Raw genomic sequence first — 22028 nt, forward strand, 5'->3', positions numbered from 1 at the left:
TTCTTCCTGGTTGTATTCGGGGTGTTTGGGGGGGGTGCGTCCTTGCGGGGCCCCACCCACCCGGAAAGAGCCTTGCGGGTCGTACGGCTGCGCCGTACGAGAGAGGCCTAGGCCTGCTTGTCGGCGTCCTCGGCGGCCGGAGCGGCAGCCTCGGCGTCGGCGTCGTTCTCAGCGGCCGGAGCAGCCTCGGCGACCTCAGTGACCTCAGTGACCTCAGTGACCTCGGCGACCGGAGCGGTCTCGGCGGCGTCAGCGGCGGCCGGAGCGCTCTCGGCGCCCGCGAGCAGCTCCTGCTCCCACTCGGCCAGCGGCTCGGCGCCACCGGCGACGGCCGGCTTGTCGTCACCGCGGTTGACACCGGCGCGGGCCATGAGGCCGGCGGCGACGGCGTCGGCGACGACGCGGGTCAGCAGGCCGACGGCGCGGATGGCGTCGTCGTTACCCGGGATCGGGTAGTCGACCTCGTCCGGGTCGCAGTTGGTGTCGAGGATCGCGACGACCGGGATGTTGAGCTTGCGGGCCTCGCTGATCCCGATGTGCTCCTTCTTGGTGTCGACGACCCACACCGCGCTGGGCACGCGGGACATGTCGCGGATGCCGCCGAGGGTGCGCTCGAGCTTCTCCTTCTCGCGGCGGCGCATGAGGAGCTCCTTCTTGGTGAGCCCCGAGGCGGCCACGTTGTCGAAGTCGAGCTCCTCGAGCTCCTTCAGACGCTGGAGCCTCTTGTGCACGGTGGAGAAGTTGGTGAGCATGCCACCCAGCCAACGCTGGTTGACGTACGGCATGCCGACGCGCGCGGCCTGCTCGGCGATGGCCTCCTGGGCCTGCTTCTTCGTGCCGATGAACATGATCGTGCCGCCGTGCGCGACGGTCTCCTTGACGAAGTCGTAGGCCCTGTCGATGAAGGCCAGCGACTTCTGCAGGTCGATGATGTAGATGCCGTTGCGCTCGGTGAAGATGAAGCGCTTCATCTTCGGGTTCCAGCGGCGGGTCTGGTGACCGAAGTGAACGCCGCTCTCGAGCAGCTGTCGCATGGTGACGACGGGGGTGGACATGTGATTGTCCTCCAGATCGGAGCGCCCATCGCTGGGCGCTGTTCTCGGTTTGACGCGGCGGTCCGCGACCGCCGCCCTGATGCTCCGAACCTGCTCCAGCCGGGCTCTCACCCGGACCGAGGGAACAGTTCTTGACGGGGCATGCGAAGTCGGCCCGTGAGTCACAGGCCATCGAAAATTGTACCCTCAGCGAGGCCTCGGGCTGACCTCAGCGTCTCAACCGGCGGTTAGCTGTCCCGGGGCAGCCCGTGCGGGCGTCGCTCGGCCCTGGGGAAGAGGCCGACCTGGGCCTCGGAGACCCTGGCCCCCGCCGGAGCCTCCGCCCGGTCCCTGGCGGTGATCGCGTAGGGGGCGAGCAGCTCGTCGATCCGCGCGTTGAGCACCTTCAGCTCCTCTGCGTCCACCAGCAGGACGGTGCGGGTGAACACCGAGGCCTCGCGCCACTCCCGGGGCTCGCGGTCGAAGTTCTCCCTGGCGCGGGCCGCCTCGTCGGCCGCCTGGTCGCGCACGGCCTTGATCAGCAGATCCTTGGCGGCCCGCACCTCGGGGCGGTCGTCCGGGTCCGGGGAGATGGTCATGCTGCGGGAGGCGAACCGCCACACCCGCTCCCTGCCGTCGCCCCGAGGGGGCGCGTCCTCCGCGAAGCCGTACTTGGCGAGCATGCGCAGGTGGTAGCTGGCCGCGCTGGGCGTGACCCCGACGACCTCGGCGACCTCGGTCGCGGTCGCGGGCCCCTCGACCTGGAGCCGGTTCAGGATGGCCAGCCGCGCGGGGTGGGCGAGCGCGCGCATCGCCACGGGATCGGTGAGCGGCTCGCGTGCCTGGGTCATGTGCAAACCGTACCCACTCCAGATCTGAAGGATTGCCTTCACAAATGTGAAGGGTTACCTTCATAGTTGTGAAGGATTCCCTTCAGAAGCACTCTCAGGAAAGCGCTGTGATCCCCCGTGCTCCAGACCATCCCGCTGCGCAGGCAGCGCGACTACCGGCTACTGCTGTCCGCCCGCGTCACCTCGGAGACCGGCACCGAGGTCTCCCGGCTGGCTGTGCCGCTGACCGCCGCCGCCCTGCTCGGCGCCTCCCCCTTCCAGATGGGGGTGCTCACCACCGCGTCCTCGCTGCCCTTCCTGCTGTTCGGGCTCCAGTCGGGCGCGATCGCCGACCGGCTCAGACGCCACAGGCCGGTCATGGTCGCCTGCGAGGCGGTTTCGGCGATGGCCATGGCCACGGTTCCCCTCGCCTGGGTCGCCGGGCTGCTGACCGTGCCGTGGCTGATCGCGGTGACGTTCGTCGTCGGCACCGGCACCACGGTCTTTCGCGCGGCGAGCTTCCCGCACCTGGCCGTCGTGGTCCACGAGGATCAGCGGACCGAGGCCCTCACGGGCATGCATTCGGTCCACTCCATCGCCTCCGTCTGCGGCCCCGGGCTCGCGGGCCTGCTCGTCCAGCTGTTCACCGCGCCGTTCACGATCGTGGTCGATGCGGCATCCTTCCTGGTCTCGGCGTTCCTGATCCGGTCGATCGGGGCGCCGGAGGAGCACACCCCGGCTCCTCCCCGCGGCATGTGGACCGAGATCGACGAGGGCCTGCGCGCGGTGGTGGGCAACCCGGCGCTCAGGGTGCTCTGCGGCTGCGGGGTCGTGACCAACTTCTTCGCCGCCGCGTACGGCGCGGTGTTCGTGATCTACGCGCTCACCGAGCTACGCCTGCCCGCGGGGCTGATCGGCGCCCTCACCGCCTTCTTCGGCGTCGGCGGCCTGGTCGGTGCGGCCGTCACCCCGCGCCTGGCCAGGCGATTCGGTGAGAGCCGGGTGCTGGGCTGCGCGGTGCTGTTCTTCCCGCTCAACTACGTGACCGCGGCGGTCGCCTCCGGCTCGGGGCCACTGTGGGCCACGTCCCTGCTCATGGCCGCCAGCGGACTGGTCACCGGCGCGGCCATCCTCGCCTTCGCCGTCTGCTTCGGCGCCGTCGTCCTGCGCGAGGCCCCCGCCGAACTGCGCGGCCGGGTCAACGCCACGAACACCTTCACCGTTCAGGGCGTCCTCGCCCTCGGCGGCCTGGCCGGCGGCCTGCTCGGCGAGTTGCTGGGACTGCGCCCCGTGCTGTGGATCGGCGCGGCCGGGGTGGCGCTCACGATCCCGTGGATCTGGCTCTCCCCGCTGGGCCGTTCCTCCGCACCGCGAGGACGATGATCCCGGCGGCCAGCCAGGCCAGGCCGACGAGCTTGGCGAGGGGGGCGGCCAGAACGATAATCCAGATCGCGACGAGCCCGCCCGCGACCGGCATGACCAAATGCCGCCACAGATCACGGCTGCCCTGGCGAATCCTGAAATATCCGATCACGGACGCGTGCAGCATGGTGAACGCCGCCAGCGCCCCGATGTCCACGACCGAGACCAGCACGTCGAGACCGTCCGGCCTGCTCGCCGCCCAGACGGAGACGGCCAGCGTGACCGCCCCCGTGCTGAGCAGCGCAACCCGGGGCGTCCCCGAGCCCGCGTCGACCGACGACAGCGCGCGGGGCAGCCCGCCGTCCCTGGCCATGCCGTACAGCAGCCGCCCCGCCGCCGCCACCGCGGTCATCGCGGCGAACGCGGGCCCGACCGCCTTGGCGACCTTCATCAGATCGGCCAGCCAGGGCGCGACCGACCGGGCGGTCACGTCGTAGAAGGCGGTGCCCTGTTCGGCCGGGGCCGCCGCCAGTTCCGCCGGGCTCATCGGGGCCAGCAGCCCGGCCAGGCAGGTCTGGAGCACGAACAGCGCCCCGGCCACTCCCAGGCAGAGCAACACCGCCCTGCCGACCTGGCGGGAGTCACCGGTCGTCTCCTCGGCGAACGAGGCGATGGCGTCGAACCCGAGGAACGACAGCACCGCGACCGAGACGGCTCCGATCACAGCGCCGACCGTGGTCCCGCCGACCCCGGTGAACGGCGACGACCATGACCTGACCGGTCCCTCGGTGACCAGCACCGCGACCGCCATCACCACGAAAACACCCAGAACCACGATCTCGGCGAGCAGCACAACCAGTCCGACCCGGGCGGCCAGCCGTACTCCCGAGACGTTCAGCGCGGTGGTCGCGGTGAAGGCCAGCGCGGTGAAGGCCCAGGCGGGGATCGGAGGGAAGAGCGCGTGCAACGCGATCCCGGAGAACAGGTACGCCACGCTCGGGATGAGCATGTAGTCGAGCATGACCAGCCACCCCGCCAGGAACCCGGCCGACGGCCCCAGCCCCGCCGAGGCGTAGGCGAACACCGACCCGGCCTTTGGCACGACCCGCGACATCTCGGCATACGAGAGGGCGGTGAAGGCCATGGCGATCGTGGCGACGACGTAGACGAGCCCGACCGCCCCGGCGCTCTTGGCGTCGAGCACTCCGAACACGCCGACCGGAGCCAGAGGTCCGATGAACAGCAGCCCGTAAACGATCAGATCCCGAGCCGAGAGCGTACGGCGCAGCCCCGCCTGTCCTTCCACGCCGCCCCTCCCCGGAGGAGAACATCCGACTCCTTGACCGGAGCACGGAAACCCCCGAAAGCACAGAAACCCCCGAAAACATGGAAACGCCCGGAAACATGGAAGTCCCATCCCCAAGCGCTACGTTCCACACTTCCCCTTCCGTACCCCCGCATCCCCTCTTCAGATCTCCGGACAAGAGCACCGGCCCTCTCCGGGAACTCCCCTCTCTCCGACCGCCTCTTCCCTCTCTCTGGTCCCTTTTTCTCTGGTTCCTCTCCGCTCCCCTCCGGAAACCCGCCGCTCCCGGAGGTACCGGGGGTTGACGAACATCGGACCGGAAAGTCCCGCTAAGCCAGCTCCGCCCAGTCGCCTAGCGTGACTTTTCGTTTCGACGCCCGCCGACTCCATCAACGCGAACCGCGCCGCGACCTCGGCCCCTGAGCAGCAACCAATCGGCCAGTGGCCATAGCGAGTCAGCACATGGTGCGTTACCGCTGTCCAACGCTCCGATGCGGGTGGCAGATAGCGGACTTGCTGGGGTGAGCTCAAGCGACAGGGACCACCGCCGCCGGCAAACCGTTTGAGCCTTCTTTCCGCGTTCCCGTAGGTTGTCTGCAGCCCCGTCGCAGTGAGGACAGAGGACAAGACCGCGTGACCCCGCCTGCTCTTTAGACCTGACACCTTCTTCCGCTCACCTTCAAGCCGACCCTCCCGTCGGCTCTGCCGGGCTGCCCGTGTGCGCCCGGTCATACGGCGTTTGAGGCCGCGCGCAATCGGCCTCGTGTCAGGTCTAGAGAGATCATGTCTTCACAACCTCATACTGTGCTGCCCTGGGTCGTTCGTCGGACCAGACTGCCTCTGCTGTCGTTGCGGTGCGTGGACTGTCGGTCGGAGTCGGCCACCACCGGCGAGGGCAGGTTCCGCGTCAACGCCAACGGCAAGCTGCTGGACGTGTGGCTGCTGGTCCGCTGCGTGTCCTGCGATCGGACGAGCAAGCTCACCGTGCACGAGCGAGCGCCGGTCAGATTCTTCGATCCGGCTGAGCTCGACGGCTACCACGCCAACGATCCGGAGCTGGTGGCGTCCAGGCTGTTGGATCCGCTACTCGCCCGGCGCAACCGCTTCACCCTGGACTGGAAGGGGGCCTGGCGGCTGGACACTCCGTCGCCATGGCTCGACGAGGCGTGGCCGGTCCAGGTGGAGGTCGTCTTCGAGGATCCGGTGCCGGTGCGCCCGGAGCGGCTCATCGCGCAAGGGCTCAGCCTCAGCAGGAACGAGGTGCTGCGCCGGATTAAGTGCGACATTCCGCTGCGCCGTCCAACGAGCGCCGGGTTCACCTTTACCGTGATGGCCGAGGACTAGCGGGGATGTAGCCGCGGCGCGCGATCCCCTCAAGCATCCGGTGAAACACGCCTTGTCCAGCGGCGGCTCCGGCGGCATGGAGTCGCCCAGGGTGGCCGCAGTGTGCGCGGAGCGGCCGGCGGAGGCAGACAGCGGGCTCGAGGATGATCATGTAGGCCATGCCCTCCCAGCAGGCCAGGGTGAGGCACGTCCAGGGGATCTTCCAGGAACGTCCCCACTCACCGAGCGGTGACGAGCTGGAGACTGAAGCCGAACTTCATGTGCGCGCCGCGGCGGCGCTCGATCAGTCTCCGGTCTCGTCATCGAGGATGAACACTCGCTCCAGGTCTGCCCGAGACGGCACCTCCGTGTACTGGCCGTACGCGGACGCTTCGTCATCGGTCAGGAACTCCACCACCGGCATAGGCCGCAAAGTAGGGCCAAACCAGCTTTTTCAACTAACCAACAGTATCCAAACCATTACCAGACCCGGTCGCCGGCCGCCTCTTCCCAAGAGCGCGTGGGAACCGACCGTCTCTTTCCAAGAGGCGTCGACTTTCCAAGAGGCGTCGACATCCCTGTCTGGGGGCGGTATCCCTGCCCGGGGCGGTCTCACCACCAGGCGAGCGGGTGTTCCCCCTGTCCCGGCGGCGGGCTCGCCCAGTACGGTGAGGCGCCGTCGACGGTGCCGGGCGGCCTGACATAGGTGAGCCGCCCGAACGGGCTGTCCATCTCGCGGAGTAGGTCGGTGACCTCCGGAGCCGGCGTGTCCCCACCGTCGACGCGGCCGAGGGAGTCCAGCCACAGCGCGGTCCTGGCCAGCGACAACTCCACCTTCCAGGAACCCCCCTCCGCCGACCGGCGCAGCAGTGCGGCCATCGCACCGAAGGCGGCCAGGTAGCCGGTCGCGTGGTCGAGAACCTGAGCGGGCAGGGGACGCGGCTGCACTCCCTGCCCACCCTCGTGAGCTATGCCACACGCCATCTGGACCAGGCTGTCGAAGCCCCGTCTGCCCGCCCACGGACCGTGCGAGCCGTACGCGGAGATGTCGACGCACACGATCCCCGGCCTGATCGCGGCCAGTTCGCGGGGGCCGAAGCCCAGCGCCTCCAGCGCGCCGGGCCGGTAGGACTGCACGAACACGTCCGTCCCGGCGACCAGGTCACGCAGCATGGCGCCCCCCGCCGGGGTTCTCAGGTCAAGGTGACAGGACCGCTTTCCGAACGCCGTGCCGATCACCAGGCCGGAAACCTCGGGCAGGTGAGCGGCCCCCACCCTGAGAACCCGCGCTCCATGAGCGGCGAGCGTACGCGTGGCCACCGGCCCGGCGATCACCCGCGTCAGATCCAGCACCCGCACCCCGTCCAACGGCCGCCCTCCGCCGTCACCCTCTGCCCCCTCTGCCCGGCCGGCGTGGTCAATGCGGGTCATGCCGACGAGCGGCAGTCCCGCGACCGCTCGTCCCTGGGGGTGCGCCCGCCAGACGGCGCGACTTCGCATCGCGGCCGCGCATCCCCCCGCCAGTGTCACCGCATCTTCGACCTCAAGGGCGGTACGGCCCGCGCACACCCGGGCGACGGCGTCACCGCCCGCGCCGGAGGGCAGTCCCAGAGCCGCGAGAGCCGCATCGCGATGATGGTCGAAATTGCAGTGCAACCGAACCCAGCCGTCGATGGTCCGGTAGTCACCGGAGAGCGCGGCCCACATGACCGGCCCGGCCCCGTCGATCCTGAAATGGCGCTCGTCCTGGAAGGCAACCGCCGCCTCCCGTACGTCCACCCCCGCCACCCCCGTGTCTCCCACCTCTCCCGAGTCTCCGGTGCCTCCCGAGTCTCCGGTGCCTCCGGTGCCTCCGGTGCCTCCGGTGCCTTCATCACCCCCCGCCTCCCTGGTGTTCCCCGTCTCTCCCGAGTTTCCGGCGTCTTCCTCCTCCCTCATCTCTCCCACGTTCCTCACGTCTCCCCGGAACTTCGCGGCGGCAGCGGTGGCGGCTCCCACGGCGACGGCCGCGGCCGTACCGACACGGAAGAAGGACGGCAGCACGGGATCGGCCCCGGTGACCCGGAGCGTTGGCAGCTCGACCCCCACCCCGACGGCCAGCTCCCGCACAAGCTCCCCAATCCCCGCCTCAACCACCGGCTCAGGCACGAGTTCTCCCCTCACCCTCGCAACCGGCTCCCGCACAGACTCCTCGGACTTGAACCTCTGTCCCCGTTCCTTCTCACCCATGCCGTCCCCTTGCGAGCACTGTCTCCCCTGTGAGCAAACAATTCATCGGCAGAACTCCTGTCGTCCACAGCTCCATGACTCTCCTGCCGGCTGTCCACAGAATCCGGCTCGGCCCGGCCGGGATCGGTTCAGGTCTTCCATCCTCGGACGCGTGAACTTCCTCCGCGCCTCCACGATGCGAGCCCTGCTGTCCGCCCTGCTGCTCACCCTTCCGAGTGCGGGAAGCGCACCCGGCCCGCTCACCTCGCCGCGCCTGCAGAAGACCATCGCCCCCCTGCCCCGGTGGAACTGGCCCCTCCCAGGACACCCTCACCTGCTCAGGAGTTTCGCCCCTCCCGCTCAGCCGTGGCTGGCCGGTCATCGTGGAGTCGACCTCGCCACGACGCCCGGCGTGGAGGTGCACGCGGCGGGAGCTGGGACGGTCGGTTACGCGGGACCACTCGCCGAGCGAGGTGTGGTGACGGTGCTCCACCCAGGCGGGCTGCGGACGACCTACCTCCCCGTCCAGCCGTCCGTACGGCACGGCCAGACGGTGAGCCAGGGCGAGATCATCGGCGTCGTCCAGGACATCCCCGGCCACTGCTCGACCATGTGCCTGCACTGGGGCCTGCTCCGCGACCACTTCTACCTCGATCCGCTTCTCCTGCTGGGGCACGGCCAGGTGAGGCTGCTCCCCATCTGGCCAACGAACGACGAGTGAGCCACAACCACGCTCCTCTCGAAGAGAGGCTGCCCATGGGCCAAGGGCAGAGCCCAGGAGTGTTCTATGGCCTGTTTCTCATCCCTTCAGTCTCCGAGGGACCTGCCGGGGCGCAGGCGCCAGCCCTTGGGAACGCGCTCGACGTATCCGGCGGCGGCCAGACCGCCCAAGCAGGACAGCACCGTCTCCAGATCGACGCCTGCGGCCACCGCTATCGTGGCCGGACCGGCCCCGGCGCGAATGGGTATGGCCTCCAGAACCCGGCGGGTGTCCGGGCTCAGCCGGTCACGGGGAAGCACCGGGCCTCGGGGTTCGGAAGCCAGGTCGTCGCCCATCACACCGACAAGCTCGATCATCTCCTCGGGAGTGGTGACACAGGTCGCTGTGCCTTGACGGATCAGCCGGTGGCATCCCGCCGAGGTGTCCGAGGTCACAGGGCCCGGAACAGCCGCCACGACGCGGTTCAGCGAGACGGCGTGCCCGGCGGTGTTCAGCGCCCCGCTGCGCACGGCGGCCTCGATCACAAGGCTTCCCCGCGACAGCGCGGCGATGAGCCGGTTACGGATCAGAAAACGCTGGCGGGTGGGGCGAGCCCCCATCGGACACTCACTCACCAGGAGCCCCTGAGACCGCACGGCCGCGAACAGTTCGTGGTGTGCGCTGGGGTAGGCGACATCAGTGCCACAGGCGAGCACTGCGACGGTCGGCGTCTCGCACGAGAGCGCGCCGCGATGAGCCGCCCCGTCTATCCCGTAAGCGCCCCCGGAGACGACGGTCCAGCCGCGCTCGCTCAGCCCGGCGCCAAACTCCGCCGCCACATGCGTGCCGTACGGCGTCGCGGCCCTGGAACCGACGACCGCGACGGATCGCAGGCAGGAGAACCGCAGATCCGCCTCTCCATGGAGCCAGAGGGCGTACGGCCTGCAGTTCCCGAGATCGTCCAGCTGTGTCGGCCATTCGAGGTCTCCGGGAACCACCAGCCGGGCCCCGCACCGCTCCCCTTCGATCAGGTCCCGATCCGGGTCCACGATCTCAAGGCGAGCCGCCCAAGAGGCAAGCATCCGATCGAGCCTGGCCGCGTCCCGATCGTCTCGCGCTCCGGGCGTGACCCCCTGCGCGTCCTGCGACCCGGGCGAACCGCTGTGATCACGCTGAACCCCGGAGCAGGCGCCCTCCTCCGAGCCTGAGCGGTGGAAGCTCGCGAACCAGCGGGTGAGTTCCGGGTCTGGGCGAGGCCTGCGGACCTGCTCGACAGCGGCCTCCGGGCCGCGGGTGGCGACGAGCCAGCCCATCACGGCGTCGCCGGGCTCGGCCACCCGCATCAGCGTGGCCCGTGCGAGGCGGTCGTTCATCGCTCTTCTCCCAGCCACAGTCCGAGTGCCGCGTTGGTCTCGGTGACCCCGGGCACGTGTTTGCCCGCGAGATCGGCGAGCGTCCAGGCGACCCTGAGCGTCCGGTCCAGCCCCCGGGCGCTCAGCTCTCCGCTGTCGAGGCAGTTGAGTAGGGGGAGCATCGCCTTCGACGCCGGTCGGTAATCGGTGTGCAGGGCCTGGGCGGACACCTCCGCGTTGCACTGCCACGGCGTGCCCACGAACCGTCTGGCGGCACGTTCGCGCGCGGCGAGCACCCGCTCAGCCACCACCCGGCTCGGTTCGATGAACCGCCGGTCGGCGAGGAGCTCTCGCCGAGTCGAACGGTAGAGCGTGACCTTGACGTCGACGCGGTCGAGCAGCGGACCCGAGAGCCTGGCGAGATAGCGTCTGCGGGTCGTCGGAGTGCATCGGCACGGGTCCTCGGGACTGGACGGACGCGCGCACGGACATTGGTTGGCGGCGAGAACAAGCATGAACCGCGCGGGGAATCTCACGGACCCCATCGCCCTGGAGACCGTCACCGTGCCCGATTCGAGGGGTTGCCTGAGCGAGTCGAGAACGGTCGCGGGATATTCCGGAGCCTCGTCGAGGAACAGCACTCCCCGGTGGGCGAGCGAGACCGCGCCCGGCCGGATCGCCCCGCTGCCTCCGCCGATGACGGCCGCGACGGTCGCGGTGTGATGGGGTGCCACGAACGGTGGCCGGGTCAGCAGCGGACGGTCCTCGGGCAGAGCTCCGGCGATCGAGTGGATCGCGGTCACCTCCAGGGCATGCTCGCGTTCCAGGGGCGGGAGCAAGGTGGGCAGGCGCTCGGCGAGCATCGTCTTTCCGGTGCCCGGCGGCCCCAGCATCCACAGGTTGTGCCCTCCTGCGGCGCAGACCTCCAGAGCACGGCGGGCGAAGGGCTGACCGGCCACGTCGCCCAGGTCCGGGACGGCTCCGCCCTTCCCCTCCGCAGAAGCCGGGCGTGCGTCCGCGAGTTCTTGCGTCCCGTCCTGCCGGAGACCTTCGATCACGGGCACGTTGACCTGATCGTCGCTGCGCAACCAGCCGACCAGCTCGCTCAGAGTGGAGGCGGGGACGACCGTCACGTCGGGCACGAGCCCGGCCTCCGCTGCGTTACGGGCGGGCACGACGACCGTGCGGGCTCCGGCGGCGACGGCGGCCAGCACGGCGGGGAGCACACCCCGCAGAGGTCTCAGCGAGCCGTCCAGGCCGAGCTCGCCTAGGAAGAACGGCTTGGCGACCTTGGCCGCAGGCACGAATCCGGCCGCCGCCAGCAGCGCGACGGCGATCGCGAGGTCGAACATGCTTCCCCGCTTGGGCAGGCTGGCGGGAAACAGGCTGATGGTGATGCGAGCGTCCGGCCATGCGTAACGGCTGTTGACCACGGCCGAGCGAACCCGGTCGCGCGCCTCGCTGAGCGCGGTGTCCAGCATGCCGATGAGATGCGTGCCCGCCATGCCGCTGCCCACGTCGGCCTCGACGTCGACGGTGTGGCCGGTCACTCCGAGCAGGGCGACGCAGCGTGTGCGTGCGACGGTCACCCGCACCACCCCCGGGCAGGGCGAACGGTCCATGAAAGTCCAGGAGACATTCAGCACATCCCCCGCTCGTGGCGAATGGTGAAGGCTCCGGCGAACCGTTCCAGGGCGATGACGTCGATGCGGATCGTGTCGAACCTCTCGGATCGCTCGCACCGCTCCCCCCGCCATCTGGCCGCGAGCCTGCGCAGACGGGCGAGCTTCATCTCTGTCACCGCCTCGAAAGCGGTGCCGTGGGTGCGCCCGGAACGGGTCTTCACTTCCACCACGACGAGCGTGTGCCCCTCGCGGGCGACCACGTCGATCTCCCCGTCGGGACACCGCCAGTTGCGATCCAGGATCTGTATGTCGTGAGCCAGCAGATAGTCGACGGCGATCTGCTCACCGTGCCTGCCCAGCTCGTCCTTCGCGGCCATGGAACCACCTCCGGTCCCAGACCTTCGCGCAGCTCACCCCGCCTCCGGGAAGCCGAAGCCGATTCTGTGGATATCGAGACGGGCTCGGGCCACGCCTGTGGAAAACTCAGGTCCCGAGCCCCCTGGCCGGGAACGTCCCGGCCAGGGACCCGGTCCCGGGGGCCCGCACCGGGGTGGAGGGATCCTCGGTTTGGCGTTCAGGTGGGAAACCCTGCGCCCTCTGGCCGCCATGACCGGACCTGGGGCCGCCGAGACCGGCCGTCGGCGCGGGTCGTCGTCGTCGGCTCAAGGAGCCCTGACGCCCGGAGAGCACCAGAAAGACATCCGAAAGCCCCCGGAGAGCGCCGGATGAGAAAGCCCGCGCTCCCGGGCGTCCGAGGCCGGACAGGCTCCCGGGCCGAGAAGCCGGGACAGGTTCAGTTCGAGAAACCCTCCTTGGGCATCTCCAGGTCGGGCTTGGCCAGTTCTTCGACGTTCACGTCCTTGAAGGTGACCACGCGGACGTTCTTGACGAACCTCGCCGGCCGGTACATGTCCCAGACCCAGGCGTCCTGCATCTTCACGTCGAAGAACACATCACCGTTCTCGGCGGTGCGGACGTCCAAGTCGACCGAGTTCGTGAGATAGAAGCGCCGTTCCGTCTCGACGACATAGGTGAACAACCCGACGACGTCGCGGTACTCACGGTAAAGCTGCAGCTCCATCTCGGTTTCGTATTTCTCGAGATCCTCTGCGCTCATACCGGTCCTCCTGTTGCACGCCCTTCCCGGGCCGCCCGATCAGGCGACACCGGCCCCCACTTCATTCTCACCCATCACCTCACCCGACCCCGACCTCGCCACCGTCGCGAACGAGAAACGGTGGTCAGGACACGGGCCGTACATCTCGAGTGCCCTACGATGATCCACGGTGCCATACCCTTTGTGCACGGCGAAGCCGTACACGGGATGGCGTTCGTGGAGCGCGGTCATCATCCTGTCTCGCGTGACCTTCGCAACGATCGAGGCCGCCGCGACGCAAGCGGCGACCTGGTCCCCCTTCCACACGCCCAGCGACGGCACAGGCAGACCGGGGACGGGAAAACCGTCGGTGAGCACATAACCGAGATCACAGGATAGCTGTGCCACGGCTCGGCGCATTCCCTCGATGTTGGACCTGTGCAGGCCGCGGATGTCGATCTCCTTCGGCGGGATCACCACCACACTGAACGCCTTGGCGGTCGCCATGACCCGTTCGTACAGCGCCTCACGCCGGGAGGCCGTCAGCACCTTGGAGTCATTCATACCCTCGATCCGGCGCCCGAGCACGACCGCCGCGACCACCAGAGGTCCTGCGCAAGCTCCCCTGCCCGCCTCGTCCACTCCGGCCACGGGCCCCAGGCCACGGCGTGCGAGAGCCCGCTCATAGCCGTACAGCCCTGAGTCTCGCCGGACCACACTGGGCGTGGGGCGGAACGCAACTGTCATCGCACCACGGCAGACATAGCGACCATGAGCAGAGAGTACGCCCCATCCGCGCCATTCGGTACCGCTATCTCAGCTTGGTGAAGGTCTCCGGCGTTGAGAGGAGGCGCGCCCTGGAGAACGGCCAGTAGATCGCGAAGGCCCGGCCGATGACCGCCTTCTCCGAGATCGTGCCCTCTCCCGCCTGCTCCTCGTGCGTGCGCGAGTCCGCCGAGGCCGAGCGGTGGTCACCCATCACCCACAGCCGTCCCTTCGGCACGACCTTCTCGAACTTGTCGCCCGAGGGGAAGTCGTCGGGATACAGGTAGTCCTTCTCCTCGAGGGGAACCCCGTTCACCGTGATGCGCCCCTTGGCGTCGCAGCACTTCACGGTGTCTCCACCGACCGCGATGACCCGCTTGATGGTGTCGTCGCCCTGCCAGCCCTTGAAGACGACCACGTCACCGCGCTCGGTCCCGCCGTGCAGTTTGTTGACGAACACGCGGTCGCCTACGAGCAGGGTGTTCTCCATGGACTCCGACGGGATGCTGAAGGAGCCGAAGACGAAGAGGTTCAGCAGCAGCGCCACGGCCACGCCGACCATCAGAAGGAACAGCGACTCGACCAGGCTTTTCCTGCCCGACCTCTTCTTTTTCCCACCTTTCGCGCCCTCCCCCGCACCGGACTCGACGTTATCGGGGGACTCGGCTGTGTGCGGGGGGGCAGGCTCGCCCTCGGAGGTGGCGGGCCTGTTCTCGGGTTCCACGGTCATGGGGTACGGCTACCGCCTCGAACGCCGGCGACGGCGCCACCACAGCACGACAGGCACGGCCCCCGCGAAACCGGCCGCGAAGGGGGCTGCCTCCCCCGCCGCGACGGCGGCCTTGAGGGCCGGCTGGTTGAAGGTGCTGGGGATGGGGATGACCTCGGCCCTGGAGAACGGCCACACGATCACGAAGGCCCGGCCGATGACCTTGTCGATCGGGATGGACCCGCCGCCCGGGTCGTCGGTGTGCAGGCGGGAGTCGAGGGAGACGGAGCGGTGGTCGCCCATCACCCACAGGCGGCCCGGCGGGACCTTGGCCTCGAAGGGGTCCCGTGCCGGCACGTCGCCGGGATAGAGGTAGCCCTTCTCATCGAGGGGAACCCCGTTCACCGTGATGCGCCCCTTGGCGTCGCAGCACTTCACCGTGTCGCCAGGCACGCCGATGACCCGTTTGATGTAGTCCTTCTCGCCCGGGACGACGCCGAACGCGGTGCCGACCCAGCGGAAGAACCCGGTGACCGGGTTGGACGGCTCCTCGAACTGCACCTCGCCGTCCCAGGAGTCGACACCGGAGAAGACCACCACGTCGCCACGCTCGATGTCACGGACGCGGTAGACGAGCTTGTTCACCAGGACCCGGTCGTTGACCAGGAGGGTGTTCTCCATCGACTCCGACGGGATGTAGAACGCTTGGATTACGAAGGTCTTGATCACGAGAGCGAGAACCAGCGCGACGACGACCAGGACGGGGAGCTCCTTCCAGAAGGAGCCCTTCTTCTTGTCCTTGCCGTCCTTGGTGGTCTTCTGGGTTTCTTCGGCGACCACGCCCACCTCGTCCTCGACAGGTCGACGCGAGGTTGCGCCGGACTCCCGGTCTTCGCTAGTCATCGTTGACGAGCCTAGATGATGAGAAGTGCCGGTCAGGCGCCCGCCGGGTTACCTGACAGCTATGGGTCCGCCATAAGAGGTCAAACCCTCCTGCATACGACTGGCCCGCACCACCAGCGGCGGAGCGGGCCAGAATGGTACGGCGCGGACGCGTCAGCGGGCCTCGCGCTTCTCCCTGATGCGGGCGGCCTTGCCGCGCAGGTCACGCATGTAGTAGAGCTTGGCGCGGCGGACGTCGCCACGGGTCACCAGGACGATCTTCTCGATGACCGGGCTGTGCACCGGGAAGGTGCGCTCGACGCCGACGCTGTAGCTGACCTTGCGGACGGTGAAGGTCTCACGGGCACCACTGCCCTGGCGGCGCAGGACGAAGCCCTTGAACACCTGGACACGGGACCGGCTGCCCTCGATCACTCGGACGTGAACCTCAAGCGTGTCACCGGGGCGGAACGCCGGGATGTCGGTGCGGAGCGAGGAGTTCTCAAGCTCTCTGATCAGCGTGTTCATGACAGTGGTACCTCATTTAGGCGAGCGCGTGGAGGTCCATCCGGTCGCGACGGGGCGACATCGCGATGGACACACGTGCTGGATTGGATGTGTCTTGGGAGCCGGGCCTGTCTGCCCGACGGCGCGCGCCAACCCGTGGACAGTAAGCGGCAACGCTTCAGTCTGCCATATTTTCACGACCGACCGGAAATCAACGCGTCAGGACGCATGGGATCGCCGGGGTGGAAACGACGCGGGCCCGGCCGCCCGTTTCCGGGAAAGCCCCGGTCAGCCGTTCTCAGATCCGGGCGGGGCGGGGAGGTCGAGCTCCGCCAGGACCCGCAGATCGTGCTTGTCCAGGCTCTCCGGATCGAGTGCGGCCAGCAGCTCGGACCGGTTCTTTGCGGTACGGCGCAGCGCCTCGTCTCGCCGCCACCGGGCGATCTTGCCGTGATGCCCGGAAAGCAGGATCTCCGGGACCTCGTGCCCCCGCCACTCGGGGGGCTTGGTGTAGACCGGGCCCTCGAGGAGGTTCTCCATCGCCCCCGGCGCGAACGAGTCGTCGACGGCGGAGCGGGCGTTGCCGAGCACGCCGGGCAGCAGCCGGCCGACGGCCTCGACCATCACCAGCACCGCGACCTCACCGCCCGCCAGCACGTAGTCGCCGATGCTGACCTCGTCGACCCGCATCCGCGAGCCGTACTCGGCCATGACACGGGAGTCGATGCCCTCGTAGCGGGCGGGCGTGAACAGCAGCCACGGCTCAGCGGCGTACTCCATCGCGAGCCGCTGAGTGAAGGGCACCCCGCTCGGGGTCGGCACGATGATCCTGGGGCGCGTGCTCTGATCGGCCGCCAGGACCGCGTCGATGGCCTCGCCCCACGGGTCGGGCTTCATGACCATGCCGGGGCCGCCGCCGTAGGGAGTGTCGTCCACGGTGCGGTGCACGTCGTGGGCCCAGTCGCGGAGCTGGTGGAGATGGACGTCCAGGATGCCGCGCTCACGGGCCTTGCCGATGAGGGAGACGTCGAGCGGGGCGAAGTATTCGGGGAAGATTGAGATGACGTCGACGCGCATGTCAGACGGCCGCGTCCGGGTCCAGCAGGCCCGCGGGCCCGTCCACGACGAGGATGCCCTTGTCCAGGTCGATCACGGGGACGAGCGCCTTGACGAACGGCACGTAGACCTCGGCGCCACGGCCCCGCCGTACAACGAGCAGGTCCTGACCGTGGTGAAGCACGTCGGAGACCTCGCCGACTCGCTCCCCCTCCGGGGTGACCACGGCCAGGCCAATGAGCTGGTGGTCATAGAACTCGTCGGGGTCCTCCGACGGCGGAACGTCCGCCGAGTCGATGACGAGCATGGTACCCCTGAGATCCTCGGCACCGTTGCGGTCGTCCACGCCCTCGAACCTGACGAGCAGGATCCCCGAGTGCCAGCGCCGGGACTGGACGACGAGCGGGCCTGCGGACGCGGGGTCGGTGGCGATGACCGCGCCGGGGGCGAACCGCCGGTCCGGGTCGTCGGTGCGCACCTCGACGGACACGTCTCCGCGAAGCCCGTGGGGACGGCCGATCCGGCCTACGACAAGCTGCACGCCCGCCTCCCAAGATAGTCGTGATGTGGGAAAGCGAACGGGTCACCCACGCTGGGTGGGTGACCCGTCACTCGATGGATCTCGTGTCGGCCAAGGCCCTGTCCCCCAGATCTTCCGCCTGGGGCAGGACCTAGCGGGCCTCGTTCAGGTCGAGCAGGTCGACCCGGACGTACTTGCCGTCGCCCAAGGCGTTCACAACGGTGCGGAGCGCCTTGGCCGTACGACCGCCACGGCCGATGACCTTGCCGAGGTCCTCGGGGTGGACCCGTACCTCAAGCACACGTCCGCTGCGAATGCGGCGAGCGTGAACCTGGACCTCGTCGGGGTGTTCGACGATGCCCTTCACCAGGTGCTCGAGGGCCTCCTCGAGCACCTCAGGCCTCGCCTTCCGGCTTCTCCTCCGCGACCGGCTCGGCCTGGGCCTCAGCGGCGGGCTCGTCGGCCTTCACTGCCTTCTTGGCCGACTTCCTCGGCGTGGTGGCGTTGTCCAGGGACAGCGTCTCCTTGGCCGCGGCCTCGTAGGCGGCGTGACGGTCGGCCTTGGGCTCGGCCACCTGGAGCGGGGCCGGAGCGGCCTCGCCCTTGAACTTCTGCCAGTCGCCGGTGAGCTTGAGAAGCTTCAGCACGGGCTCGGTCGGCTGCGCGCCGACGCCCAGCCAGTAAGCCGCCCGCTCGGAGTCGACCTCGATGCGCGAGGGGTTCTCCTTCGGGTGGTACAGGCCGATCTCCTCGATCGCCCGGCCGTCACGCTTGGTGCGGCTGTCGGCGATGACGATGCGGTACTGCGGGTTGCGGATCATGCCGAGCCGCTTGAGCTTGATCTTGACTGCCACTGGTGTGGTCTCTCCTGCATTAGAGCGTGGGTGAGCGGCGTCTCATCGAGTGGGGTACGAGGAGAGGACCGTTCAAGGGACAGGCGCGGCACGCGGGGGTGAGAGGGCACCCACGTGGTCACGGTGTTCCAACATGCCATTGTGCCAGACGTACGGGGGTGCCTGGTCTGCCAAGCCCCATACCGTACGGCAGGCGGAGGGCAAATCTCGGTAATCCGCGTGTGTCCGGCGCGCGGGTGGCCCGCTCCGCTGCGCTAATTGGCCGCCGTGGCAACCACCCTGAGATCCCTGTTGCTGACCGCGACCGCCTCCGTCGCCGTACTGGGCACCGCGCTCACCCTGAGGGCGACGACCGCGACCGGCCAAGGCCTTCCCTCGTGGGAGGTCCTCCTCCCCGCCCGGGACGAGTGCGGGGCTGAGCCCAGCGGGATGCCGCCGTCACTGGGCTCACTGCTGCGGATGCTGTCCGCGCAGGCCGGCTGCGCGCCACCCCCTGGCTGACCGGGCTATCTGGGCCGTACTCCCAGCAGTTCCAGCGTCGCCAGGACGATGAAGCCGACCATGATGGCCAGCCAGATCCAGCGGGCGCGCCCGCTGAACCTGTCGTTGCTCACTTCTGGCCTGGGAGCTTGAACTTCGAGGGGTCGAAGCCCGGCGGAAGCTCAAGACCCGGCGGAAGCTGACCGGCTCCCAGCCTGCCGAGGGCGCCTCCCGCGCTCGGAACGCCGTCGTGGGCGTCGGCCGCGGCGGACGCGCCCTTGCCGAGCGCCGCCTTGCGCGGGTCACCGCTGACCCTGCGGCCCTTCGCGGCCTTCTTCTGCGCGGCCTTGCCTGCCTTGCGCCCGCCCGGCATACCCGGGATGCCCATTCCGCCCGCCATGCGCTTCATCATCTTCTGCGCGTCGAAGAAGCGGACGACCAGGTTGTTGACCTCGGTCACCGTGACACCGGAGCCCTTGGCGATGCGGGCGCGGCGGGAACCGTCGATCATCTTCGGGTTCTGGCGCTCGCCAGGGGTCATCGAGCGGATGATGGCGGCGACGCGGTCCAGGTCGCGGTCGTCGACCTGGTTGAGCTGGTCGCGCATCTGCCCCATGCCGGGCATCATGCCGAGCAGGTTCTTGATGGGGCCCATCTTGCGGACCATCATCATCTGCTCAAGGAAGTCTTCGAGCGTGAAACCCTCACCGGAGGTGAGCTTGCCCGCCATCTTGGCGGCTTCCTGCTCGTCGAAGGTCTTCTGCGCCTGCTCGATCAGGGTGAGGATGTCACCCATGTCGAGGATGCGGGAGGCCATCCGGTCCGGGTGGAAGGCATCGAAGTCCTCGAGCTTCTCACCGGTCGACGCGAACATGATCGGCTTACCGGTGATGTGCCGGACGGAGAGGGCGGCACCACCGCGGGCGTCGCCGTCGAGCTTGGTGAGCACGACGCCGTCGAAGCCGACGCCCTCCATGAAGGCCTGGGCCGTGGAGACGGCGTCCTGGCCGATCATGGCGTCGACCACGAACAGGACCTCGTCCGGGGAGACCGCGTCGCGGATGTCGGCGGCCTGCTTCATCAGCTCTTGGTCGATGCCCAGGCGACCCGCGGTGTCGATGATGACGATGTCGTGCTGCTGGCGCTTGGCGTGGTCGAGCGACTGGCGGGCCACGGCGACGGGGTCGCCGACGCCGTTGCCCGACTCGGGGGCGTAGACCGCGACGCCCGCGCGCTCGGCGACGACCGACAGCTGCTGGACCGCGTTGGGGCGCTGGAGATCGGCGGCAACCAGCAGCGGCGTGTGGTTCTGCTCACGCAGCCAGCGGGCGAGCTTGCCCGCCAGGGTGGTCTTACCTGCACCCTGAAGGCCCGCGAGCATGATGACGGTCGGCGGGTTCTTCGCGTAGCGAAGCCTGCGGGTCTCGCCGCCCAGGATCTCGACCAGCTCGTCATTGACGATCTTGACGACCTGCTGTGCCGGGTTCAGCGCCTGGGAGACCTCGGCGCCCCGAGCACGTTCCTTGACCTGGGCGACGAACGTCCTGACCACCGGCAGCGCGACATCGGCCTCGAGCAGCGCGATGCGGATCTCGCGGCAGGTCGCGTCGATGTCGGCCTCGGACAGCCGACCCTTGGAACGGAGGGAGGAGAAGACCGATGTCAGCCGGTCGGAAAGCGTCTCGAACACGTGATTGGCCAGCCTCTGCGCTATCAGGTCTGCGACTCGACCTCCCAGCCTATCCGCTGGAGGGGACGAATCACGCCTCAGCGGCCACCCGTCCCGCGGATCTCACCCGTGCGGCGGAACGCTGTCTCCCGGTACCCACGGGAGGGGACACAGAGGGAACGCAGACATGGCGAAGGCCCGGGGCGGTGACAGGCGGGAGCCCCGGGACGCCTGGGGGGTGCAGAGCGGAAACGCCGTGTCAGCGGCCCCAGCCGGGGACGGCCATCCGCATGGTGAGCGCGTGCTCGACCAGGGTGATGAGTGTCGCCTTTACCGCGTCGCGGGAACGCGCGTCGGTGCGCGAGATCGGGATGTGCGGCGCCAGCGTGAGCGCCTCTCGCACCTCCTCCTCACCGTGCAGGTAGGTTCCGTCCCAGCCGTTGACCGCGACCACGAAGGGGAGCTTGGCCTCCTCGAAGTAGTCGATCGCCGGGAAGCTGTCGGCCAGCCGCCGGGTGTCGACCAGCACGATGGCGCCGATCGCGCCGCGCACGAGGTCGTCCCACATGAACCAGAACCGGTGCTGGCCCGGCGTTCCGAACAGGTACAGGATCAGGTCCCGGTCCAGCGAGACACGCCCGAAGTCCATCGCGACCGTGGTGGTCGTCTTGTTCGGGGTGAGACCAAGGTCGTCGATGCCGGCGCTGGCGTCGGTCATCACCGCCTCCGTGGTCAGCGGCAGGATCTCGGAGACCGCTCCCACGAACGTGGTCTTACCAACACCGAATCCACCGGCGACGACGATCTTCGTCGATGTCAGGCCGCCGCCGCGGCTAGAGCCTGCGAAGTCCACTGAGCACCCTTTCCAGCAGGTTGAGATCCGGCTTGCCCGCGGCCAGTTGCGGCTGATGCAGCTGGACCAGACCCTCGGCCGCCATGTCCGCCACCAGGATCCGGGTAACGCCGAGCGGGATGCGAAGCATCGCGGAGATCTCAGCGACCGAACGCACTTGCCGGCACAGGCCGCTGATGGCCTGATACTCCGGGGTGCGGGTGGATAGATCGTGATGTACGGACGTCGCCGAGGAGACCAGGGCCTCCATGGCGAGCTGGGTCCGGGGGGCGGTCCGCCCTCCGGTGACGGCGTACGGACGGACCAGGGAGCTCTGCTCCGCGGGTGCCGGTTGCATGAGATGTGAAGGACCACCCTGTTGCCGGTGGGGGTCGTCCATCGACTGATAGGGCGACCCGCCGAGCGGGTCACCCTCACCTGGCCAGCCGCGGCCTGCCACGGCATCCTCCTATGGTCATCGCCATCACCGGGGGTGGGAGGCCTGGAGTTCGGCGCGGACGGCCGGTGTCAGCACCTGGCCCGCTCGTTCGACAAGCAAGGTCATCTGGTAGGCCACCAAACCCATGTCACAGTCGGCGGCGGCCAGTACGGCCAGGCAGGAGCCATCACTGATCGACATGATGAGGAGCAGGCCTCGCTGCATCTCCACCACGGTCTGGGTGACCGCCCCGCCCTCGAAGACCCTTGAGGCGCCCTGGGTCAGGCTGATCAGACCTGCGGCGACCGCCGCGAGCTGGTCCGCCCTGTCCCTGGGGAATCCATCGGAATACGCCAACGGCAGGCCGTCGGCCGAAACAACGACTGTGTGGGCAACGCCTGGGACGTTGTTCACGAAGTCGGTGATCAGCCAGTTGACCCCCCGGGCGGCCTGGCTCATTTCGCGCACGTGTCATCCTC

The 22028-nt window shown here is 68.8% G+C and carries 24 protein-coding genes; 4 read left to right on the forward strand and 20 right to left on the reverse strand.

Annotation, left to right across the window (positions count from 1 at the left end):
* Nucleotides 1-107 precede the first annotated feature (107 nt).
* On the reverse strand, nucleotides 108-1055 hold the full coding sequence (rpsB, locus tag AB0395_RS14195) for a 30S ribosomal protein S2 (RefSeq protein WP_366280603.1): 948 nt from the start codon (nucleotides 1053-1055) through the stop codon (nucleotides 108-110).
* A gap of 227 nt (nucleotides 1056-1282) precedes the next feature.
* The gene (locus tag AB0395_RS14200; RefSeq protein ID WP_366280605.1) at nucleotides 1283-1885 is read right to left on the reverse strand and encodes a winged helix-turn-helix domain-containing protein; all 603 of its coding nucleotides are present in this window, start codon (nucleotides 1883-1885) and stop codon (nucleotides 1283-1285) included.
* A gap of 117 nt (nucleotides 1886-2002) precedes the next feature.
* Here AB0395_RS14200 and AB0395_RS14205 point away from each other — a divergent pair, with 117 nt between their 5' ends.
* A complete protein-coding gene (locus tag AB0395_RS14205; RefSeq protein ID WP_366280607.1) occupies nucleotides 2003-3247 on the forward strand; it encodes an MFS transporter in 1245 nt (414 codons plus the stop codon).
* Here AB0395_RS14205 and AB0395_RS14210 read toward each other — a convergent pair.
* The gene (locus AB0395_RS14210; RefSeq protein ID WP_366280609.1) at nucleotides 3186-4532 is read right to left on the reverse strand and encodes an APC family permease; all 1347 of its coding nucleotides are present in this window, start codon (nucleotides 4530-4532) and stop codon (nucleotides 3186-3188) included. The genes AB0395_RS14205 and AB0395_RS14210 overlap by 62 nt on opposite strands.
* Before the next feature lie 858 nt (nucleotides 4533-5390).
* On the opposite strand from AB0395_RS14210, the gene AB0395_RS14215 reads away from it, so the two are divergent.
* Nucleotides 5391-5876: a DUF1062 domain-containing protein gene (locus AB0395_RS14215; protein ID WP_366280610.1), complete on the forward strand. Its 486-nt coding sequence runs from the start codon at nucleotides 5391-5393 to the stop codon at nucleotides 5874-5876.
* A gap of 591 nt (nucleotides 5877-6467) precedes the next feature.
* On the opposite strand, the gene AB0395_RS14220 is transcribed toward AB0395_RS14215, so the two are convergent.
* The gene (locus AB0395_RS14220; protein ID WP_366280612.1) at nucleotides 6468-8003 is read right to left on the reverse strand and encodes a CoA transferase; all 1536 of its coding nucleotides are present in this window, start codon (nucleotides 8001-8003) and stop codon (nucleotides 6468-6470) included.
* Between the two features lie 232 nt (nucleotides 8004-8235).
* Here AB0395_RS14220 and AB0395_RS14225 point away from each other — a divergent pair, with 232 nt between their 5' ends.
* Nucleotides 8236-8784, forward strand: coding sequence for a M23 family metallopeptidase (locus AB0395_RS14225; protein WP_366280614.1), 549 nt, complete (start codon nucleotides 8236-8238; stop codon nucleotides 8782-8784).
* A gap of 86 nt (nucleotides 8785-8870) precedes the next feature.
* Here the strand turns inward: AB0395_RS14225 and dprA are convergent, their stop codons facing one another.
* The 12 genes from dprA to rpsP all read right to left on the reverse strand — a co-directional run bounded on the left by dprA (nucleotide 8871) and on the right by rpsP (nucleotide 18129).
* Nucleotides 8871-10136 (reverse strand): DNA-processing protein DprA, encoded by a 1266-nt coding sequence (dprA, locus tag AB0395_RS14230; RefSeq protein WP_366280615.1) that lies wholly within the window; start codon nucleotides 10134-10136, stop codon nucleotides 8871-8873.
* The gene (locus AB0395_RS14235) at nucleotides 10133-11704 is read right to left on the reverse strand and encodes a YifB family Mg chelatase-like AAA ATPase (RefSeq protein ID WP_366280617.1); all 1572 of its coding nucleotides are present in this window, start codon (nucleotides 11702-11704) and stop codon (nucleotides 10133-10135) included. The genes dprA and AB0395_RS14235 overlap by 4 nt, the downstream gene beginning before the upstream one ends.
* 50 nt (nucleotides 11705-11754) lie before the next feature.
* Complete coding sequence (locus AB0395_RS14240) at nucleotides 11755-12117, reverse strand: YraN family protein (protein WP_366280619.1); 363 nt, start codon at nucleotides 12115-12117, stop codon at nucleotides 11755-11757.
* A gap of 416 nt (nucleotides 12118-12533) precedes the next feature.
* Nucleotides 12534-12857 carry a DUF2469 domain-containing protein gene (locus AB0395_RS14245; RefSeq protein WP_012888569.1) on the reverse strand — a complete coding sequence of 108 codons (324 nt, stop codon included), beginning with the start codon at nucleotides 12855-12857 and terminating at the stop codon, nucleotides 12534-12536.
* Nucleotides 12858-12896: 39 nt separating this feature from the next.
* On the reverse strand, nucleotides 12897-13583 hold the full coding sequence (locus AB0395_RS14250) for a ribonuclease HII (protein WP_366280621.1): 687 nt from the start codon (nucleotides 13581-13583) through the stop codon (nucleotides 12897-12899).
* Between the two features lie 64 nt (nucleotides 13584-13647).
* Nucleotides 13648-14331 (reverse strand): signal peptidase I, encoded by a 684-nt coding sequence (gene lepB / locus AB0395_RS14255; protein ID WP_366280623.1) that lies wholly within the window; start codon nucleotides 14329-14331, stop codon nucleotides 13648-13650.
* A gap of 9 nt (nucleotides 14332-14340) precedes the next feature.
* Nucleotides 14341-15213, reverse strand: a complete 873-nt coding sequence (gene lepB / locus AB0395_RS14260) for a signal peptidase I (protein ID WP_366280625.1) — start codon at nucleotides 15211-15213, stop codon at nucleotides 14341-14343.
* A gap of 153 nt (nucleotides 15214-15366) precedes the next feature.
* Nucleotides 15367-15720 carry a 50S ribosomal protein L19 gene (rplS, locus tag AB0395_RS14265; RefSeq protein ID WP_366280627.1) on the reverse strand — a complete coding sequence of 118 codons (354 nt, stop codon included), beginning with the start codon at nucleotides 15718-15720 and terminating at the stop codon, nucleotides 15367-15369.
* Between the two features lie 267 nt (nucleotides 15721-15987).
* Nucleotides 15988-16776: a tRNA (guanosine(37)-N1)-methyltransferase TrmD gene (gene trmD / locus AB0395_RS14270; RefSeq protein WP_366280629.1), complete on the reverse strand. Its 789-nt coding sequence runs from the start codon at nucleotides 16774-16776 to the stop codon at nucleotides 15988-15990.
* 1 nt (nucleotide 16777) lies between these two features.
* Nucleotides 16778-17296, reverse strand: coding sequence for a ribosome maturation factor RimM (gene rimM, locus AB0395_RS14275; RefSeq protein ID WP_366280630.1), 519 nt, complete (start codon nucleotides 17294-17296; stop codon nucleotides 16778-16780).
* A gap of 130 nt (nucleotides 17297-17426) precedes the next feature.
* Nucleotides 17427-17669, reverse strand: a complete 243-nt coding sequence (locus tag AB0395_RS14280; protein ID WP_012888562.1) for an RNA-binding protein — start codon at nucleotides 17667-17669, stop codon at nucleotides 17427-17429.
* 1 nt (nucleotide 17670) lies between these two features.
* Nucleotides 17671-18129, reverse strand: coding sequence for a 30S ribosomal protein S16 (gene rpsP, locus AB0395_RS14285; RefSeq protein ID WP_366280632.1), 459 nt, complete (start codon nucleotides 18127-18129; stop codon nucleotides 17671-17673).
* A gap of 267 nt (nucleotides 18130-18396) precedes the next feature.
* Between rpsP and AB0395_RS14290 the strand changes: the two genes are divergently transcribed.
* A complete protein-coding gene (locus tag AB0395_RS14290; RefSeq protein ID WP_366280634.1) occupies nucleotides 18397-18630 on the forward strand; it encodes a hypothetical protein in 234 nt (77 codons plus the stop codon).
* 109 nt (nucleotides 18631-18739) lie between these two features.
* Here AB0395_RS14290 and ffh read toward each other — a convergent pair whose 3' ends face one another.
* The 4 genes from ffh to AB0395_RS14310 form a co-directional block, all read right to left on the reverse strand.
* Nucleotides 18740-20299, reverse strand: a complete 1560-nt coding sequence (gene ffh / locus AB0395_RS14295) for a signal recognition particle protein (RefSeq protein WP_366280636.1) — start codon at nucleotides 20297-20299, stop codon at nucleotides 18740-18742.
* 238 nt (nucleotides 20300-20537) lie between these two features.
* Nucleotides 20538-21098, reverse strand: coding sequence for an ATP/GTP-binding protein (locus AB0395_RS14300; RefSeq protein WP_031158879.1), 561 nt, complete (start codon nucleotides 21096-21098; stop codon nucleotides 20538-20540).
* A 13-nt stretch (nucleotides 21099-21111) separates the two neighbouring features.
* A complete protein-coding gene (locus AB0395_RS14305; RefSeq protein ID WP_366280637.1) occupies nucleotides 21112-21468 on the reverse strand; it encodes a DUF742 domain-containing protein in 357 nt (118 codons plus the stop codon).
* A 126-nt stretch (nucleotides 21469-21594) separates the two neighbouring features.
* Complete coding sequence (locus AB0395_RS14310) at nucleotides 21595-22008, reverse strand: roadblock/LC7 domain-containing protein (protein ID WP_197048434.1); 414 nt, start codon at nucleotides 22006-22008, stop codon at nucleotides 21595-21597.
* Nucleotides 22009-22028: the final 20 nt, after the last annotated feature.

Origin of the sequence: Streptosporangium sp. NPDC051023, assembly GCF_040689595.1 — a bacterium.
GTDB lineage: Bacteria > Actinomycetota > Actinomycetes > Streptosporangiales > Streptosporangiaceae > Streptosporangium.